Origin of the sequence: Streptomyces sp. NBRC 110611 (assembly GCF_001590865.1) — a bacterium.
Classification (GTDB): domain Bacteria; phylum Actinomycetota; class Actinomycetes; order Streptomycetales; family Streptomycetaceae; genus Streptomyces.
This window is the reverse complement of record NZ_BBUY01000004.1, coordinates 1-17,311: the sequence shown is the minus strand read 5'-3', so window position 1 is coordinate 17,311 and position 17,311 is coordinate 1. Positions and strand designations below refer to the sequence as shown.

At 70.3% G+C, this 17,311-nt stretch carries 15 protein-coding genes; 4 read left to right on the top strand and 11 right to left on the bottom strand.

All coding sequences use genetic code 11. The features are described from left to right. Positions 1 to 41: 41 nt before the first annotated feature. From AZE13_RS10985 to AZE13_RS37970, 5 genes are all read right to left on the bottom strand, one after another. On the bottom strand, positions 42 to 1,448 hold the full coding sequence (locus AZE13_RS10985; RefSeq protein ID WP_066929630.1) for an amino acid permease: 1,407 nt from the start codon (positions 1,446 to 1,448) through the stop codon (positions 42 to 44). Between the two features lie 164 nt (positions 1,449 to 1,612). Next, complete coding sequence (argF, locus tag AZE13_RS10980) at positions 1,613 to 2,638, bottom strand: ornithine carbamoyltransferase (protein WP_066929629.1); 1,026 nt, start codon at positions 2,636 to 2,638, stop codon at positions 1,613 to 1,615. Positions 2,639 to 2,834: 196 nt separating this feature from the next. Next, positions 2,835 to 4,070: an arginine deiminase gene (locus AZE13_RS10975; protein WP_066929628.1), complete on the bottom strand. Its 1,236-nt coding sequence runs from the start codon at positions 4,068 to 4,070 to the stop codon at positions 2,835 to 2,837. 125 nt (positions 4,071 to 4,195) lie between these two features. Beyond that, on the bottom strand, positions 4,196 to 4,447 hold the full coding sequence (locus tag AZE13_RS37975) for a hypothetical protein (protein WP_258527740.1): 252 nt from the start codon (positions 4,445 to 4,447) through the stop codon (positions 4,196 to 4,198). Continuing rightward, a complete protein-coding gene (locus AZE13_RS37970) occupies positions 4,429 to 4,593 on the bottom strand; it encodes a hypothetical protein (protein ID WP_258527739.1) in 165 nt (54 codons plus the stop codon). The genes AZE13_RS37975 and AZE13_RS37970 overlap by 19 nt, the downstream gene beginning before the upstream one ends. Positions 4,594 to 4,918: 325 nt before the next feature. Here AZE13_RS37970 and AZE13_RS10965 point away from each other — a divergent pair, with 325 nt between their 5' ends. Both AZE13_RS10965 and AZE13_RS10960 read left to right on the top strand, forming a co-directional pair. Further along, positions 4,919 to 6,073: a helix-turn-helix domain-containing protein gene (locus AZE13_RS10965; protein WP_258527738.1), complete on the top strand. Its 1,155-nt coding sequence runs from the start codon at positions 4,919 to 4,921 to the stop codon at positions 6,071 to 6,073. 13 nt (positions 6,074 to 6,086) lie between these two features. Continuing rightward, positions 6,087 to 6,563 (top strand): hypothetical protein, encoded by a 477-nt coding sequence (locus AZE13_RS10960; protein WP_066929627.1) that lies wholly within the window; start codon positions 6,087 to 6,089, stop codon positions 6,561 to 6,563. A gap of 179 nt (positions 6,564 to 6,742) precedes the next feature. Here AZE13_RS10960 and AZE13_RS10955 read toward each other — a convergent pair whose 3' ends face one another. From AZE13_RS10955 to AZE13_RS10930, 6 genes are all read right to left on the bottom strand, one after another. Continuing rightward, positions 6,743 to 9,442, bottom strand: coding sequence for a polynucleotide kinase-phosphatase (locus AZE13_RS10955; protein ID WP_107288309.1), 2,700 nt, complete (start codon positions 9,440 to 9,442; stop codon positions 6,743 to 6,745). Continuing rightward, on the bottom strand, positions 9,439 to 11,034 hold the full coding sequence (locus AZE13_RS10950; RefSeq protein WP_066930600.1) for a 3' terminal RNA ribose 2'-O-methyltransferase Hen1: 1,596 nt from the start codon (positions 11,032 to 11,034) through the stop codon (positions 9,439 to 9,441). The genes AZE13_RS10955 and AZE13_RS10950 overlap by 4 nt, the downstream gene beginning before the upstream one ends. A 272-nt stretch (positions 11,035 to 11,306) precedes the next feature. Then, complete coding sequence (locus AZE13_RS10945; protein WP_066929625.1) at positions 11,307 to 11,762, bottom strand: DUF6099 family protein; 456 nt, start codon at positions 11,760 to 11,762, stop codon at positions 11,307 to 11,309. A gap of 326 nt (positions 11,763 to 12,088) precedes the next feature. Further along, the gene (locus AZE13_RS10940) at positions 12,089 to 12,457 is read right to left on the bottom strand and encodes a nucleotide pyrophosphohydrolase (protein WP_066929623.1); all 369 of its coding nucleotides are present in this window, start codon (positions 12,455 to 12,457) and stop codon (positions 12,089 to 12,091) included. After that, the gene (locus tag AZE13_RS10935; protein WP_066929621.1) at positions 12,454 to 13,839 is read right to left on the bottom strand and encodes a biotin transporter BioY; all 1,386 of its coding nucleotides are present in this window, start codon (positions 13,837 to 13,839) and stop codon (positions 12,454 to 12,456) included. The genes AZE13_RS10940 and AZE13_RS10935 overlap by 4 nt, the downstream gene beginning before the upstream one ends. An 89-nt stretch (positions 13,840 to 13,928) precedes the next feature. Continuing rightward, on the bottom strand, positions 13,929 to 14,318 hold the full coding sequence (locus AZE13_RS10930) for a cell division protein SepF (protein WP_066929617.1): 390 nt from the start codon (positions 14,316 to 14,318) through the stop codon (positions 13,929 to 13,931). A gap of 221 nt (positions 14,319 to 14,539) precedes the next feature. On the opposite strand from AZE13_RS10930, the gene corA reads away from it, so the two are divergent. Next, positions 14,540 to 15,715, top strand: a complete 1,176-nt coding sequence (gene corA / locus AZE13_RS10925) for a magnesium/cobalt transporter CorA (RefSeq protein ID WP_066929615.1) — start codon at positions 14,540 to 14,542, stop codon at positions 15,713 to 15,715. Positions 15,716 to 15,835: 120 nt separating this feature from the next. Beyond that, the gene (locus AZE13_RS10920; protein WP_066930599.1) at positions 15,836 to 17,044 is read left to right on the top strand and encodes a cytochrome P450; all 1,209 of its coding nucleotides are present in this window, start codon (positions 15,836 to 15,838) and stop codon (positions 17,042 to 17,044) included. Positions 17,045 to 17,311 lie beyond the last annotated feature (267 nt).

Below are 17,311 nucleotides of genomic sequence, written 5' to 3'. Positions count from 1 at the left end.
CGAATCGGAAGGTACGGCGGGAAAGACAAAGACGTGGGAGGTCAGCCAAGCGCAGCGGAAAGCGCTGAGCGACGACGGCCATAGAGCGCATACACCACCGCACCCGCCGCCAGGAAGCCCGCGAACTGCAGCCAGGTCCCGGGGCCGGTGCCGTAGATCAGGTAGCCGCAGAAGGCTATGCCGAGGAGTGGGGTGACCGGGAACAGCGGGACGCGGAAGCGGCGGGGCAGGTCGGGGCGGGTGCGGCGGAGCACCAGGACGCTGACGTTGACCACGGCCATGACCGCCAGTGTTCCGATGGTGGTCAGGTTCATCACCACGTCCAACGGGACGACCGCCGCCGGGACCGCGAAGACGGCCGCGACGATCCAGGTGTTGGCAACCGGGGTGGACGTGCGGGGCGAGACCCGCTCGAAGACCCGCGGCACCAGCCCGTCCCGCGACATCGACATCAGGATCCGGGTCTGGCCGTACATGACCGCGAGGACGACCGAGGCGATGGCGATGACCGCGCCGAAGGCGATCACGCCGCCGCCGACCGTCGAGTCGGTGACGCGGTTGACGATCAGCGACAGCGCGGCGGGCCGGCCGGCGACCTCGTCGGCGGAGAGCGCGCCGATGGCGGCCAGCGCGACCAGGCAGTACAGGACCGTGACCACGCCGATGCACACCATGATCGCCACCGGGATGTCGCGCCGGGGGTTCTTCACCTCTTCACCGGCCGTGGTGATCGCGTCGAAGCCGATGTACGAGAAGAAGGCGACCGAGGCACCGGAGGTGATCCCGGCGACGCCCTCGGGCGCGAACGGCGAGAGGTTTCCGGCCCGGAAGGCGCTGAAGCCGATGACGCAGAACAGCACCAGGACCGCGAGCTTGACCACGGCCATCGCGGCGGTCGCCCGGGCGCTCTCCCGGACGCCGCGGACCAGCAGCAGCGTGGCGAGGAGGATCACGACCACGGCCGGGATGTTGATGATGCCGCCCTCGCCGGGCGGGTTGGCGAGCGCGGCGGGCAGCTGCCAGCCGATGAGGTTGCCCAGCAGCTCGTTGAGGTACTGGCCCCAGCCGACGGCGACCGCCGACACCGAGACACCGTATTCGAGCAGCAGGCACCAGCCGACGAGGAAGGCGGCGCGCTCGCCGAGCGTGGCGTACGCGTAGGAGTACGAGCTGCCGGAGACCGGAATCGCGCCGCCCAGTTCGGCGAAGGAGAAGGCGGTGAAGACGCAGGTGACGGCCGCCAGGACGAACGAGACGACCACGGCGGGGCCGGCCGCGGCGACGGTGTCGGACAGACCGACGAAGATGCCGGTGCCGACGATGGCGCCGACGCCGAAGCACACGAGCTGGAAGAGCCCCATGCTGCGTTTGAGGCCATGGCCTTCGAGGTCCGCGCCCGATTCGGCAATGAGCAGGTCGGGGGACTTGATGCGCAGTCCGGACGGCATGGGGGTGGTTCTCTCTCTGGTGGTGCGGTGCGCGCGGCGGGGGTGGGCCGGACGCGAGGGCGGGGCCCGGACCGGTGGGTCCGAACCCCGCGAGTACCTCGATGGTAACCGCTACCACTGCATGATCGCCCGCTTGAGCGTATGACTATGCAGCGTGATGTTCCCTACAGGGACGCTTCGCCGGGGCGCTTTCCGGCGAGCGTGGCGACCAGTACCGCCTTGATCGTGTGCATCCGGTTCTCCGCCTCGTCGAAGACCACCGAGTGCGCGGACTCGAAGACCTCGTCGGTGACCTCCAGCTCGGTCAGTCCGTGCCGCTCATGGATCTCCCGGCCGATGTCCGTGCCCAGGTCATGGAAGGCCGGCAGGCAGTGCAGGAACTTCACGTCCGGCTTGCCGGTGGCGCGCAGCACGTCCATCGTCACCGCGTACGGGCCGAGCAGCGCGATCCGCTCGTCCCACACCTCCTTGGGCTCGCCCATCGACACCCAGACGTCGGTGGCGACGAAATCCGCCCCGCGCACGCCCTCCGGGACGTCCTCGGTGAGGGTGACGCGGGCGCCGGAGGACTTGGCCAGCTCGCGCGCCACGGCGACGATCGTCTCGTCCGGCCACAGCAGCCGGGGGGCCACGATCCGCACGTCCATACCGAGCAGGGCGCCGGTGACCAGGTAGGAATTGCCCATGTTGTAACGGGCGTCGCCCAGGTAGGCGTAGGCGATCCGGTCCAGCGGCCCGTCGCTGTGCTCGGCCATGGTGAGCACGTCGGCGAGCATCTGGGTGGGGTGCCACTCGTCGGTGAGGCCGTTGTAGACCGGGACGCCGGCGTGCGCGGCCAGCTCCTCCACGACACCCTGGCCGTGGCCCCGGTACTCGACCGCGTCGAACATCCGGCCGAGGACGCGCGCGGTGTCCTTGACCGACTCCTTGTGCCCGATCTGCGAGCCCGCCGGGTCGAGGTAGGTCGTGGCCGCACCCTGGTCGGCGGCCGCGATCTCGAAGGCGCAGCGGGTCCTGGTCGAGGTCTTCTCGAAGATCAGGGCGATGTTCCGGCCCCGCAGGCGGGGGATCTCGGTGCCGGCGCGCTTGGCCGCTTTCAGCTCGGCCGCCAGCTCGATCAGTCGGCGGAACTCCTCGGCACTGAAGTCCAGCTCCTTGAGGAAGTGGCGGCCGGTGAGGTCTATCGCCATGGGTGGCTCCTGATTCGCGACGGTCGGGTCGTACGGTCGATCGGTCGGACGTAGGGGTACGGGGTACGAGGCGCGTGAGGTGCGAGCCGGCTCGCACCCGCCCAGGGACTCACTGGATCACTGGATCACCGGAATCCTATACGGAGCATCGTATCCCTATACGAACCCTGGGGCGCACGCCCTCCCGCAGCATGCCTCAGGCCGCTCCGGGCACCGCGTCCCGCGCCACCGGGCAGCTCATACAGCGCGGCCCGCCGCGGCCACGTCCCAGCTCGCTCCCCGGGATCGTGATCACCTCGATACCGCGCTTGCGCAGGAAGGTGTTCGTGGTGACGTTCCGCTCGTACGCCACCACCACACCCGGCTCCACGGCCAGCACATTGCACCCGTCGTCCCACTGCTCCCGTTCGGCGGAGTGCACGTCCTGGGTCGCGGTCAGCACCCGGATGTCGGACAGCCCCAGCGAGGCCGCTATGGCGCGGTGCATATGCTCCGGCGGGTGGTCGGTGACCTTGAGGTCATGATCACCCGCGCCCGGCTCGATGGTGTACGAGCGGAGCATGCCGAGCCCCTCGTACTGGGTGAAGGTATCCCCGTCGATCATGGTCATGACGGTGTCCAGGTGCATGAACGCCCGCCGCTTGGGCATGTCGAGCGCCACGATCGTACGCGCCGAACCGGCCGCGAACAGCCCGCGCGCCAGCAGCTCGACGGCCTGCGGCGTGGTCCGCTCGCTCATCCCGATCAGCACCGCGCCGCTGCCCAGCACCAGGACGTCCCCGCCCTCGATCGTCGACGGGAAGTCCGCCTGCCCGTCCGACCAGACGTGGAAATCCGTACCGCGGAAGAGCGGGTGGAAGTGGTAGATCGCCTCGTAGTGCACGGTCTCGCGCTGCCGGGCCGGCCAGCGCATCGAGTTGATCGACACCCCGTCGTAGATCCACGCGGAGGTGTCGCGGGTGAAGAGATGGTTGGGCAGCGGGCCCAGCAGGAAGTCGTCCAGGTCCATCACATGGAAGCGGACCGAGGTCGGCTCCGGGTGGCGTTCCAGGAACTCACGCTTGGTCATACCGCCCACCAGCGCCTCGACGAGTTCCGGCACCGGCAGCTCGTCGAAGGCGGCCCGCAGATGGTCGGTGGCCAGCGGCCCGTACTCCTTCTCGTCGAAGACCCGGTCCAGGATCAGCGTCCGCGCCTCGGGGATCCGCAGGCTCTCGGCCAGCAGATCCCCGAAGAGGTGCACCTCCACACCCCGGTCCCGCAGCACGTCCGCGAAACCGTCGTGCTCGGCCCGCGCCCGGCGCACCCACAGCACGTCGTCGAAGAGCAAGGCGTCCTTGTTCGACGGCGTGAGCCGCTTCAGCTCCAGATCCGGGCGGTGCAGGATGACCCGGCGCAGCCGCCCGGCCTCTGAGTCGACATGGAATCCCATCTGCCTATCTTGGCCGCTTCCGGGGCCCGATGAACGGCGCGTGGGCGATGTGCGGGGATGTCGGCGCGATGGGGACCCCTTCCTCACGGCCCCCTTCCCCCTCTCAGCTTTCCACCCTCAGCCCCTCACCGCGTCGCCCCGCCGCCCGCCATCGCGGCCAGCGGCGCCCAGGAGAACCGCAGCTGGCAGCCGTGCCGCCTGAGGTAGTCGATCTCCGGGTAGCGGAGTTCGTGGACCGGGGACAAGGCGTTGGGCCATCGCATGATCGCCACGCCCCTCTCGCCTCGCTCGGCCATCTCGCGGACGCGGAGCCAGCCGGAACGCTTCCGCGGTGAGGATTCGCCGTACGGGTCGTTGATCACTGCCGTGATCCGCATGCAGTGCCGACCGGCGAAGTCGCGGCCCTCCTGCTCCGCGCGTTCCTGCGCCAGGCCGGGGCCTGCTGGCTACGGGCGGCGCAGATGTAGAGAACGGCCGGTGTGCCGTCGGTGAGGAGGCGGCTCTCCTGTGCAGTGCTGGTCATGTCGGAGCCTCTTCGTCCGTCTCGGCGGCCGCCTGACCCTTAAGGGCGTGGGGCCGGCGGGCAGTCAGGTCGCGCACCCGAACCCCGCCGAATCCAGACCGAGTTAGGGTGCTGGCTGTCAGTCAACGATCACGGACCGAGCTGGGACCATCGCTGATGCGGCACCCGCATGGGGATATGCGCGAAGCGGGTACGCATGCGGGTCCAGTGCCGTAACGACTCATAGCGTGGGGGCGTGCCCGTGAATTTCCAGGCTGCGGCGATCCGCGATGCGTCCCGGGCCGGGGACTACGGCAAGGTCATCGAACTAGCCCGGCAGGGGCGCATGACCCAGCGCCAGTTAGGTGAAGCTCTGGGCCTGTCGCAGTCCGCCGTATCCCGCCTGGAGAAGCGCGGCACGGACTCGTACAGCACAGACATCCTGGCAAGGGCGTCCGCGCACCTAGGCATCCCGCTGGCCCTAATGGGTCTCGCCGATAGTCGCCCACAGGTGGAGGTGAACGGATCCGACGTGGACCGGCGCGACTTCCTGGGAGGAGCAGCCGCCGTGGCGGCCACCCCGGTGCTGGCCGCATTGCCGGAGGCAGCGGACGGGGCGACCGGCCAGGCCACAGCCCTGCGCCTGAGCGCCATCGCGTACCGGAGACCGGACGGCTCCACACCGTCCCGTGACCTGGGCGAAGCGGTGCACTCCCATCTGCGGCTCATCCAGACCGTGACCCATACGGCCGCGGGGGACGCCGAACGCCGCCGCCTCGCGGCTGTCGGAAGCGAGGCAGCGAGCCTCGCTGGGTGGCTGGCCTGGGACATGGGCGACCACGGTTCGGCCCGGACCTGGTACGGGTCCGCGATCAAGGCGGCCCGTGTGGCGCGCGATCCCCTGTTGGCCGCCTATCAGACAGGCAGCCTGGCCCAGTTCGAGGCCCACACCGGCAATGCCGTCCAGGCCCTCAACCTGACCCGCAAGGCCCGGCGCTCCCTCGGCACGCAGTGCCCGGCCGTGGCCGACGCCTGGCTGTTCTCGGTCGAGGGCCTGGCGCACGCAGCGGGTGGTGACCGGCGGGCTGCCGACCGGGCATTGGCCGCGAGCCGAACAGCAGCTCACACGCTGCCGACGGAGCCGCCCCCGTGGCCTTGGGTCTTCACCTTCAACTCCGTGAAGGTCGCGGCGTGCCGGGTCACCTGCGGTGCCCGGCTCGGGCTCCCCGAATGGGTCCTGTCTGAAGACGTCGAAGCCCTGGCCACCGGCCACGCGAAACAACGGGCTCTCCTGGTCCTCGATATCGCGGCCGGTCATCTCGCCGGCGGGCGTATCGATGCAGCTTTCGCGCTGGCCGGGCGCGCGCTAGACACGGGACTCCAGTACCGTTCCGGCCGGATTCTGGAACGCGCACGAGCCGTGCGCCGGTCATTCACCAGCAGCGCACCGCCCAAAGTGGTGCGGGATTTCGACGAGCGCCTTCATGGCGTCTACCTATGAGGAGAGACATCCGATGCGCGTAGGGATCACCGGCCACCGCAGACTCAGCACGGACGTTGAGCGCCAGGTACGGCGACTCTTGGACCAGGCGGTGCAGGACTACGAGCCGACCGACCTGATTGGCGTCTCGTGCATCGCGGACGGCGCCGACGCCTGGTTCGCGGAAGCGGTGCTGCGGCACGGTGGGCGCCTGGAAGTCGTCGTCCCCGCCATGGAGTACCGCGACGGCCTCCCCGGCTGGCACCACCCCGTCTATGACGAGTTGATCGGCCGCGCGACCGACGTTCACGAAACCGGCCTGATCACCTCCGACTCCGCCGCGCACATGGCGGGCAGTGAAACCCTCGTCGGCCTGGTCGACGTGTTGATCGCAGTGTGGGATGGGAAACCGGCACGGGGCTACGGCGGTACCGCCGACGTGGTCGCCTACGGCCAGCGCATGGGGACGCCCGTACGCGTGCTGTGGCCTGAAGGTGCGACGCGCGGGTAGTCACGCATCGCAACACCAGCCCCCCGCCCCCTTGTGTGCCGCTTCCACACCATGACGGGCATGACGCCCGTGCAGTGGCTCCCACCCCAACGCCTCGCCCATGCCTGCGAGTTGCCCGAATGCACCGACCTGCCCGTGGACCATCTGCCGGGGGAGGGGATGGCCTCCCCCGGGGCCGGCTACAGGCGTGGGTCGACCGGCTCCGACTCCAGCGCGAGGACCGCGAAGACCGCCTCGTGCACGCGCCACAGCGGTTCGCCGTCCGCCAGCCGGTCGAGCGCCTCCAGGCCGAGCGCGTACTCGCGCAGGGCCAGTGAGCGCTTGTGTCCGAGGTGACGGACGCGCAGCCGCCGGAGGTTCTCCGGGCGGGTGTACTCCGGCCCGTAGATGATCCGCAGGTACTCCCGGCCGCGGCACTTGACGCCCGGCTGCACCAGCCGCCCGTCGGCCTGGCGGACCAGCGCCCGCACCGGCTTGACGACCATGCCCTCACCGCCGGCCGCGGTCAGTTCCAGCCACCACCGGATGCCGGCCGCGACCGACTGCTCGTCCTCGGTGTCGACGATGATCCGGCGGGTCGTGGCGAGCAGCCCGGGACCCCCGTCCGGCGTACGGGACCGGGATATCACCGCGGCCTCGGCCGCGACCATGCGGTCGATCAGCGCCAGCTGTTCGGTGTGCGGGAGCGCGGCGAGGCTGCGCCCCTGTACCGCGAGGATCTGGAACGGCGCGAGCCGGACGCCGTCCAGCTCCCCGAGGCCGGCGGGCCCCTCCTCGGCGCCGTCCGCCCCGACGCGCCAGCAGTAGCGCCGGTACGCCTCCGTGAACGCCGCGGCGTCCGCCGCCCGGTCGCGCTGCCGGTCGAGCAGCGGTCCCACCTCGACGCCCCGGGCGGCCGCCGCCTCCAGCGCGCCGAGCACGCCGGGGAACGCCGCCCCCGACGCCGCGCCGACGGCCGCGTACTGCTTGCGCAGCAGCCCCGTCGCCTTCAGCGACCACGGCATCAGCTCCGCGTCCAGCAGCAGCCAGTCCGTCTCCAGCTCCTCCCAGAGCCCGGCCTCCGCGACGCACTCCCGGACCCGCCGCAGGATCCGCTCGGCCGGCTCCGGATCGTCGAAGAACGGCCGTCCGGTGCGGGTGTACAGGGCACCGGACACCCCCTTCGGCACCCCGAATCGCTCGACGGCCACCGACTCGTCACGGCACACCAGCACCACGGCCCGGGACCCCATGTGCTTCTCCTCGCACACGACCTCCCGCACCCCTTCGGCGCGGTAGCCGGCGAACGCCTCCGCCGGGTGCTCCAAGTAGCCCTCCTCCGCGGAGGTCGCACACGGCGCCATCGTCGGCGGGAGGTACGGCAGCAGCCGCGGGTCGGTCGCGAAGCGGCTCATCACCTCCAGCGCGGCCGCGGCGTTCTCCTCCCGGACCGCCAGCCGGCCCATGGCGCGGGTCTCCACGACCCGCCGTCCCGCCACGTCGTTCAGGTCGAGCGGACGGCCGTCCGCACCGCCCGGTGCCTCCGTGCCGAGCGGCTTCGCGGGCTCGTACCAGACGCGCTCCGCCGGTACGTCCACCAGCTCGCGCTCCGGCCAGCGCAGCGCGGTCATCCTGCCGCCGAAGACACAGCCGGTGTCCAGGCAGAGGGTGTTGTTCAGCCAGCTGGCACGCGGGGTGGGGGTGTGGCCGTAGACGACGGCGGCGCGGCCCCGGTAGTCCTCGGCCCACGGGTAGCGCACCGGCAGGCCGAACTCGTCGGTCTCGCCGGTGGTGTCGCCGTACAGCGCGAACGACCGCACCCGGCCCGACGTCCGGCCGTGGTACTTCTCCGGCAGCCCGGCGTGGCACACCACCAGCGCGCCGCCGTCCAGGACGTAGTGGCTGACCAGTCCCTGGATGAACTCCCCGGCCTCCGCCCGGAAGGCGTCGTCCTCCCTGTCCAGCTGCTCGATGGTCTCGGCGAGCCCATGGGTGTGCTGGACCTTGCGGCCCTGGAGGTGGCGGCCGAGCTTGTTCTCGTGGTTGCCCGGTACGCACAGCGCGTGCCCGGCCTTCACCATGCCCATCACCAGGCGCAGCACTCCGGGGCTGTCCGGCCCGCGGTCGACGAGGTCTCCGACGAAGACCGCGGTACGGCCCTGCGGATGCACCGCGTCCACCGGCCTGCCGAGCCCGTCGCGCGTCAGCGCGTAGCCCAGCCGGCCGAGCAGGGTCTCCAGCTCGGACCGGCAGCCGTGGATGTCGCCGATGATGTCGAACGGACCGGTGAGGTGGCGCAGATCGTTGAACCGCCGCTCGGTGACGACCTCGGCGGCCGCCACCTCGTCCTGGCCGCGCAGGATGTGCACCTTACGGAAGCCCTCGCGTTCCAAGTGCCGCAGAGAGCGGCGGAGTTCGCGCTGGTGGCGCTGGATGACCCGCCTCGGCAGCCCGGCCCGGTCGGCCCGCGCCGCGTTGCGCTCGGCGCACAGCTGCTCGGGCACGTCCAGCACGATCGCGACCGGCAGGACGTCGTGTTCCCGGGCCAGCCGCACCAGCTGGGCGCGCGCTTCGGACTGCACGTTGGTGGCGTCGACGACCGTCAGCCGGCCGGCCGCCAGCCGCTTGCCCGCGATGAAGTGGAGCACGTCGAACGCGTCGCCGCTGGCGCTCTGGTCGTTCTCGTCGTCACTGACCAGCCCCCGGCAGAAGTCGGAGGAGATGACCTGCGTCGGCTTGAAGTGCCGGGCCGCGAACGTGGACTTGCCAGAGCCGGTGGCCCCGATCAGCACCACGAGCGACAGGTCGGGCACCGCGAGCGTACGCCGCGCCGCCTCCCGCCCACCGGCGGGCTCCCGCCGGACGTCGTCCTCGTACTCCGTACGGTCACCGCCCGTCATGCCGCGACCTCCTTCCCGCGTACCGAACCGCTCCGGTCCGAACTGCCGCTGTTCCGTTCACTCTTGCTCTTGCCGTCGCGCTCGGCGCTGCCGTTGTGCTCAGCGCTGCCGTTCCGCTCGCCGGCGCTGTGCCGGGCACCACCCTCGCCGCCCTCGCCCGCCCTGCGGAAGCGGGCGAGCTGGGTGGGCGGACCGACCTCGGGATCGTCCGGGCCGACCGGGGCGAAACTCACCTCGTAGCCGTGCCGCGCGGCCACCTCCCGCGCCCACTGCCGGAACTCCTCCCGGGTCCACTCGAAGCGGTGGTCGGCGTGCCGCACATGGCCGGCCGGCAGCGATTCCCAGCGCACGTTGTATTCGACGTTGGGCGTCGTCACCACGACGGTCCGCGGCCGGGCGGCCCCGAACACCGCGTACTCCAGCGCCGGCAGCCGCGCCGGGTCGACATGCTCGACGACCTCGCTCAGCACCGCCGCGTCATACCCCTTCAGCCTGCTGTCGGTGTACGCCAGCGACCCCTGTACGAGCCGCACGCGCTCCGACTGCCGCTCGGACATCCGGTCCAGCCGCAGCCGGCGCCGGGCTTCGTGCAGCGCCCGCATCGAGACGTCCACGCCCACGACCTCGGTGAACTGCACCTCCTTGAGCAGCGCACCGACCAGCTGCCCCTGCCCGCATCCCAGGTCGAGCACCCGCGCCGCCTTCTCCGCGCGCAGCAGCGTGAGGATCGCCTCCCGGCGCTGTACGGCGAGCGGCACCGGCCGCTCCTCGGTATCCGCCTCCTCGTCCACCGCGTTGTCGATCTCCTCGGCTGCCACATCGTCCGACTCGGCCAGCCGCTCCAGTTCCAGCCGTTCCATGGCCCGGCGGGTCAGCGCCCAGCGCCGCGAGAGGTAGCGGCCGACGATCAGCCGCTGCTCCGGGTGGTCCTCCAGCCAGCCCTCGCCGGCCCGCAGCAGCTTGTCGACCTCGTCCGGCGCCACCCAGTAGTGCTTGGCGTCGTCCAGCACCGGCAGCAGCACATACAGATGCCGCAGCGCCTGGGCGAGAGTGCGCTCCCCCTCCAGGACCAGCCGTACGTAGCGGGAGTCGCCCCACTCCGGGAAGGTCTCGTCCAGCGGCACCGGCTCGGCCAGCACGGTCCAGCCCAGCGGCTGGAACAGCTTGCGCACCAGTTCCGCACCGCCCCTGGCGGGCAGCACCGGCACCTCGACACGCAACGGCAGCGCCTGCGCCGCCAGCTCGGGCCGCGCCTCGCACTGCCCCCGCATCGCCGTCGCGAAGACGCTCCGCAGCGCCACCGCGAGCAGCGAGGACGCCGCATACGGACGGTCGTTCACATACTGCCCGAGCGCCGAGTCCGGAGCGCCACCGCGGCCTCTCCCGCGGCTCCTGCGGACCAGGGCGATGGGATCGACCTCCAACAGCAGCGCCGCCGTGCAGCGTTCCGCGTTCGCCTCCGGGTAGAGGACATGCGCGGTGCCGTGTGCCGTCGAGAACCGCTGCGCCCGGTCAGGGTGCTTGTGCAGCAGAAACCCGAGGTCGGTCGCGGGACGGTCAGCGTTGCCGGTAGTGGTTATCGTCAGAAACACATGTCCCAGTATCACCGCAATACGTCATGATCCATACCGGTTTTTTCCTCGCCGCCGGCACACCCGGCCCTGGTCCGGATACCTGACCGTCCGGGCGTCGTCACTGTCTGGGCGGCGTCGTCAGTGTTCGGGCGTCGTCTGTCCGGGCGTCGTCGTTCCACGAGGGCGGCGATCGTGGGACGTCTCCACCGCATCGGGGCGGGAGGCGATCGGCCTGGGGCGGGACGGTGCCGTGCCGGCCCGGCGCCGACACGCTGATCCGCGCTGCCCGTCTAGGCGGGATTCCGGTCACGCACCTCCAGTTTCTCCAATATCCCGCTCACCCGGTCGCGCGATTCGTCGACCGTGTCCATCGCCTCAACACAGGTCCAGTACATCCCCTCCTCGTCCACCAGCAGCACCACGCCCACCAGCGCCTCGCACACTTCCCGCAGGAGTCGCCGCAGGTCCGTCAACGCCGCCCGGACGTCCCGCACTTCGGTCAGCTGGGCCGCCCGCAGCCCGCCGGTGACGGCTGCCGGACACAGCAGTCCCCCGCTGAACCGCCCGCCCGCGTCACCCAGCCCCCGGGCCCGGGACCGCACTTCGTACGGCCCGAATATCGCGAGGTGGCTGCCTATCGCTTCCGCCAAGGCTTGCGCCTGCCACGCCTCGACGATCACATCCTCAACGGTGGCTGCGCCCGCCAGACCGCGTCGACTCGCCGTGATGATCCGCACCGCGTCCATCCGTGCCCCTCCTTTCCCTCGTCATGCGCATGCACCCACATCCCTTCCACTACCCAGAGTGAGGTCGAACAGCCAAAAAAGCCAGGGGAATTCGCAAATCTGTGGACAACCAAGGCGCTGTGGAAAGATCCATGACTCCAAAGAGTGACGAATGGCGGGTTAGAGCTCGTCCTGTTCCTCTCACGTCACAGCAGCCCCACCATTCACACGACCGGCACAGGTCACGGAAAAGACCGGAAAGTCGTGAATCGGACCGCCGGGCACGACCGAACGAGCCCGGGGCCCGGGGAGGCCGCCCCAGGCCCCGTCAAGACCTCCAGGCCCCGTCAGCCGGACGTCCCGTCGCCCTCCCGCGGCCGGTCCGGCGGCGCCTGGCGGACCGCCGGAAAACGCGATTCGTTGCGCTCGATCTTCGCGGCGAGCGCCGTCAGCGGGTCGATCCCCAGCACCTCACAGAATTGCAGCAGATACGCCAGTACATCGGCGACCTCGTCCTCCACCCGGCCGCCCGCCCGCGGGTCGGACATCACCCGCGCCGACTCCTCCGGCGTCAACCACTGGAAGATCTCGACGAGTTCAGCGGCCTCGACGCTGAGCGCCGCAGCCAGGTTCTTGGGGGTGTGGTACTGCTGCCAGTCCCGCGCGGCCGCGAACTCGGCCAGCCGTCGCTGCAGCGCATGAAGATCCTTGCTCATGCCCTCAGGTGTAGCACCTGGACCCCCGGCAGTCCCTCGGCGGCCGCCGCATCCCGCACCGTCCCCAGTACCCTGACATGGCCACGCTCGGCCATCCGTGCGGCCAGCGACATCAGCTCACGCGCCTGTCTGCGGTCCATGCAGCGGTCCAGCCCGTCGGCCATGACCGTCATCTGCTGCCGCGCCGACGGGATCTCCCCGGCCGGATCCATGGCCAGTACGCCCGGCCCGGTCAGCAGCACCAGCGCCAGTGCCAGGAACCGGAGCTCCCCGTCGCCCAGCTGATCGACCGGCATCTCCCCCAGCTCACCCCGGTCGACGACGGCCCGCAGGCCCGCCTCCCGGTCGCCCTGCGCGGCCCGGACACCGGCCGGCCCTCCGCTCCCGCCCGTCATGGACGCCGCTGCCGCCCCTTCTCCGGCGCCCGCCTGCCGAGGCACCGCGCGCAACCCGTCCACCGGACCCGCACAGGCCTCCCGTACGGCCGCGACCAGCACCGCATGTCTCCGGGTGCACTCCCGGCTCGTCCGCTCCAATACCCCGGGCAGGTTCTCGCAGGACGACCGCAGCCGTCCCTCGTCGGGCTCCGGGTCGCCGTCCCGGTCCCGGCCCCGGTCCCGGCCACCACCGTGACCGCCCGCACCGCCCCCCTTGCGCGCTCCGGTCCCCCGGTCCTCGCCGGCGCCGCGACCGGCACCGCCCCCTCCGTTCCGTCGGCTCCCCTCGTCCTCTCCCACCCCGTATCCCCGCTCGGGCCACCGCATCACCTCCGGGCGCGGATCGCAGACGAACGCCGACCGCAGCGCGACCACCACCTGCTCCGCGGCCGCCAGGACCAGCCGCTGCCCCTCCGTCTTGCCCGCGACCCGCAGCGGCAGCAGCGAGGTGCCCAGCCGGTCGTCGGGCAGCGGCGCACGGGTCACCGGGGTCGCCCCCGCGGTGTGCCAGGCCGCCTGCACGGCGCGGCGGGCGGGATCGGTGAGCGCGGTGCTGAGCAGCGTCTCCCCGCCGCCGGTCAGCCGTTCGCCGACGATGCGGAGTTCGGGCTCGGCCTGTACGGCGAGGTCGAGGTCGACCGGGCCGGCCGGACCGTCGACCGTACAGCCGAGGCGGAAGCCGCGCCGCCCCTGCTCGTCGGGCCGCGCCCCCGCGGGCACACACGCCGACGGGCCGCCCGCCACCTCCCGTACCGCCCGGGCGAGCGGCTCCCCGCTGCCCAGCCGGGCGAGGATCTCGTACGCCTGCAGCGCACTGGATTTCCCGCTGCCACTGCCGCCGCTCAGCATCGTCACCGGACCGAGCGGCAGAGTGACGCGGCGATGGCACTTGAAGGCGGACAGCCGTAATTCGGTGACCGCCGGTCGGACGCTGTCGGTACGCATGCGGGGACGCTATGCAGGACCCCGGCCGGAGAACCGTTACGCCCGACGGCTCTTCCTACGAACGGGGGAACGGCCCCCGCCCCGCTGCCCTACGGGCGATACGCCGCCCCCGCCGCCGCTTCGGCGACCTCGGTCCCCACCGGTGCCAGCAGGAAGACATTGGTGTCCACGCGGTGCATCCCGCTGCCGAGCCCGAAGACGACACCGCTGGAGAAGTCCAGGATGCGCTTGGCGACATCGGTGTCGGCGCCGCTGAGGTCGAGCAGGACCGGGAGCTGCGCCATCAGGTACTCGGCGACCTCGCGGGCGTCGGCGAAGGTCTGGACGCGGATGACGATGAACCGCCGCTGCTCCTCTGCCGGCTCCTCCTCGGGGAGCGCACGGTGGTCGGACCAGGAAGGCCATTCACTGTTGCCACGGAGCGGGACGACTTCGGCGAGCCCTTCCCACTGTTCGTCGGTGGCATCGGGGCCGTTCACCGAATCACCTCACCCGGAGGAACGCTGACTATCTGCGGCATCTGCATCGCACAATTCTAGGGATAAACGTACAAACCTCGGTGGACGCGACACAGACCGCACCACGCCCCGTTCCATCCTGCACCATGGCTGCTGACCTGTGCTGACATCCTCAGCAGATATCCTGCGTCGAGATTCTGTGTGCCTGTTCATCCCCTCTTGTGACGGAGGTCGGTTCTGTCGTGAGCGCTGAGCCTCCCGGCCGATGGCCACGTCGCCCGCGTGTCCTGCGCGGACTCCGCGGTCTGCGCACACCCGCGAAGAAGCGGCCCGCCGCACCTCCGCCCGTCGAGCCCGCCGGCGAATCCGGCGCCGCGCCGCCGCCGGCCGAGAACACCAGCAGCGTCATCAGCTCCGCCCTGTACCGCGACGGACGCCGCATCAGCGCCCATGACACCCTCGCCGACGCCTTCCGGCAACAGCGCGCCACGGAGAACACGCTGGCCTGGATCGGCCTGCACCGCCCCACTCCCTCCGAACTGGTCGCCCTGGCCTCGGAGTTCGACCTCCATCCGCTCGCCGTGGAGGACGCCCTCGAAGCCCATCAGCGCCCCAAGCTGGAGCGCTACGGCGGCACTCTCTTCGTCGTCCTGCGCGCCGCGCGCTATCTGGACGACCGGGAGGAGGTCGACTTCGGTGAACTGCACGTCTTCGTCGGCAGGGACTTCGTCATCACGGTCCGGCACGGCGGCGCCCCCGACCTCTCGGCCGTACGGCACCGCATGGAGGACGCCCCCGAGCTGCTCAAACGCGGGCCCGAAGCCGTCCTCTACGCAATTCTCGACGCCGTCGTCGACGGCTACGCACCGGTCGTCGCCGGCGTCCAGAACGATATCGACGAGATCGAGACCGAGGTCTTCGGCGGCGACCCGCGCGTCTCCCGCCGCATCTACGAACTCTCCCGCGAGGTGGTTGAGTTCCAGCGCGCGACCCGCCCCCTGAACCGCATTCTGGAGGGCCTCACCGCGGGCTTCGAGAAGTACGCCATCGACGAGGAGCTCCGCCGCTACCTGCGCGATGTGGCCGACCACGCACTGCACACCACGGACCAGGTGGACGGCTTCCGCCAGGCCCTGCAGGACATCCTCACGGTCAACGCGACGCTGGTGAACCAGCAGCAGAACGCCGAGATGCGCGCCCTGGCGGAGGCCGGCTTCGAACAGAACGAGGAAATCAAAAAGATCTCCAGCTGGGCGGCGATTCTCTTCGCGCCGACCCTGGTCGGCACGATCTACGGCATGAACTTCCAGAACATGCCGGAGCTGAGCTGGGGGTTCGGCTACCCGTTCGCCATCGTCCTCATGGCAATCGTCTGCGTCAGCCTCTATATCGTCTTCAAACGCCGCGACTGGCTCTGAGTACCGACGCGGTGCGCCACCCAATTGGCACACTACTCGGACGTCAAGATACGCCCAACTCCCCCTTTACCTGATAATGAGAACGGCGTGATCTTGTCCCTCCGACTTCGGGAGATCGTCATGGAACCCGGCTCCAACGTCTGGAATTGTCCGTTCGACTACGCCGAGGCCCTTGAGTTCGATCCGACGCTCAAGCGTCTGCTGACCGAGGAGCCCGTCGCCCGCATCAAACTGCCCTACGGGGAGGGCGAGGCCTGGCTGGTCACCCGGTACGAGGATGTACGGACGGTGACGACCGACCGGCGCTTCAGCCGTCACGCCATCGTCGGCAAGGACTTCCCGCGCATGACGCCCGAGCCGATCGTTCAGGACGAGGCGATCAATGTGATGGACCCGCCCGCCAACAGCAGACTGCGGAGCCTGGTCTCCAAGGCCTTCGCACCGCGTCAGGTGGAACGGATGCGGGCCCGCACCCAGCACGTCGTGAACGAACTGCTGGACCGGATGGCCGAACACGGACCGCCGGCCGATCTGATGGAGAGCCTGGCCTCTCCACTGCCCCTGACGACGATCTGCGAGGTGCTCGACATCCCCGACGGCGAAAGCGTCCAACTGCGCGCGTACGCCCGGACGATGATGAACCTCACCCCCGAGAACCGCGACAACGCCGTCCGCGCCAAGGCCGATATGCGCGCGTACTTCGCGGAGCTGACGGCCGAACGGCGCCGGAACCCGGGCGACGACATGATCAGCGCCCTGGCCACGGCCCGTGACGGTGACGAGGTCCTCGACGACAAAGAACTGACCGTCATGGCGATGGTCCTGCTCATCACCGGCCAGGACACCACGACGTACGAGATCGGGAACCTCTCCTACACTCTCCTCACCCGGCCCGCGGAGCTGGCGATGCTGCGCGCGCACCCCGAGAAGCTGCCGCAGGCGCTCGAGGAAATGCTGCGCTTCATTCCCTTCCGCAAGGGCGTCGGCATTCCCCGGGTCGCCCTCGAGGATGTGGAATTGAGCGGGGTGAAGATCCGGGCCGGGGACATTGTCCATGTCTCCTATCTGACGGCAAACCGGGACCCGGCGAAATTCGACCGTCCGGATGAACTGGACCTGGAACGCGAAGGCCCCGTCAATCACATGACCTTCGGCTGGGGCGGCCACCACTGCCTGGGTGCTCCGCTCGCCCTCGTCGAGCTCGAAACCGCGTTGAGTACGCTTCTGGAGCGTTTCCCGGACCTGAAACTGGCGAAACCGGCCGAGGAAGTTCCCTGGAACACCAACGCGATCTGGCGCTACCCGCTGGAGTTGCCGGTCTCCTGGTGACCTCACCCGGTGCCGGAACGGAATCGGCACCGGAACCGCGACGGCATGCGGAACCCACCCGGTTGGCTTACTGTTGGTCGGACGGTGGGTCGGGCAACTGACCCATCAGTTGTCCGCACAACCGACCCACCAGCACGGGGAGAGTTCATTTCTTAGTCGGCTGGCCCGCCCGTATCCCTTCTTCAGAGACGTCGGCTCCCTTCTCGGGGGCGTCAGCTCCCTTGAGGGGGCTTCACCGGGCGGACCACGGACTGCAAGGAGTGGATC

What these genes read in the sequence shown, in the direction of transcription:
- AZE13_RS10955 (WP_107288309.1), bottom strand. Translation starts at nt 9,442, where the DNA reads ATGACGGGCGGTGACCGTACGGAGTACGAGGACGACGTCCGGCGGGAG.
- AZE13_RS37975 (WP_258527740.1), bottom strand. Translation starts at nt 4,447, where the DNA reads ATGCGGATCACGGCAGTGATCAACGACCCGTACGGCGAATCCTCACCG.
- AZE13_RS10960 (WP_066929627.1), top strand. Translation starts at nt 6,087, where the DNA reads ATGCGCGTAGGGATCACCGGCCACCGCAGACTCAGCACGGACGTTGAG.
- AZE13_RS10945 (WP_066929625.1), bottom strand. Translation starts at nt 11,762, where the DNA reads ATGGACGCGGTGCGGATCATCACGGCGAGTCGACGCGGTCTGGCGGGC.
- AZE13_RS10975 (WP_066929628.1), bottom strand. Translation starts at nt 4,070, where the DNA reads ATGGGATTCCATGTCGACTCAGAGGCCGGGCGGCTGCGCCGGGTCATC.
- argF (WP_066929629.1), bottom strand. Translation starts at nt 2,638, where the DNA reads ATGGCGATAGACCTCACCGGCCGCCACTTCCTCAAGGAGCTGGACTTC.
- AZE13_RS10985 (WP_066929630.1), bottom strand. Translation starts at nt 1,448, where the DNA reads ATGCCGTCCGGACTGCGCATCAAGTCCCCCGACCTGCTCATTGCCGAA.
- AZE13_RS10935 (WP_066929621.1), bottom strand. Translation starts at nt 13,839, where the DNA reads ATGCGTACCGACAGCGTCCGACCGGCGGTCACCGAATTACGGCTGTCC.
- AZE13_RS10940 (WP_066929623.1), bottom strand. Translation starts at nt 12,457, where the DNA reads ATGAGCAAGGATCTTCATGCGCTGCAGCGACGGCTGGCCGAGTTCGCG.
- AZE13_RS10920 (WP_066930599.1), top strand. Translation starts at nt 15,836, where the DNA reads ATGGAACCCGGCTCCAACGTCTGGAATTGTCCGTTCGACTACGCCGAG.
- AZE13_RS10965 (WP_258527738.1), top strand. Translation starts at nt 4,919, where the DNA reads ATGACCCAGCGCCAGTTAGGTGAAGCTCTGGGCCTGTCGCAGTCCGCC.
- AZE13_RS37970 (WP_258527739.1), bottom strand. Translation starts at nt 4,593, where the DNA reads ATGACCAGCACTGCACAGGAGAGCCGCCTCCTCACCGACGGCACACCG.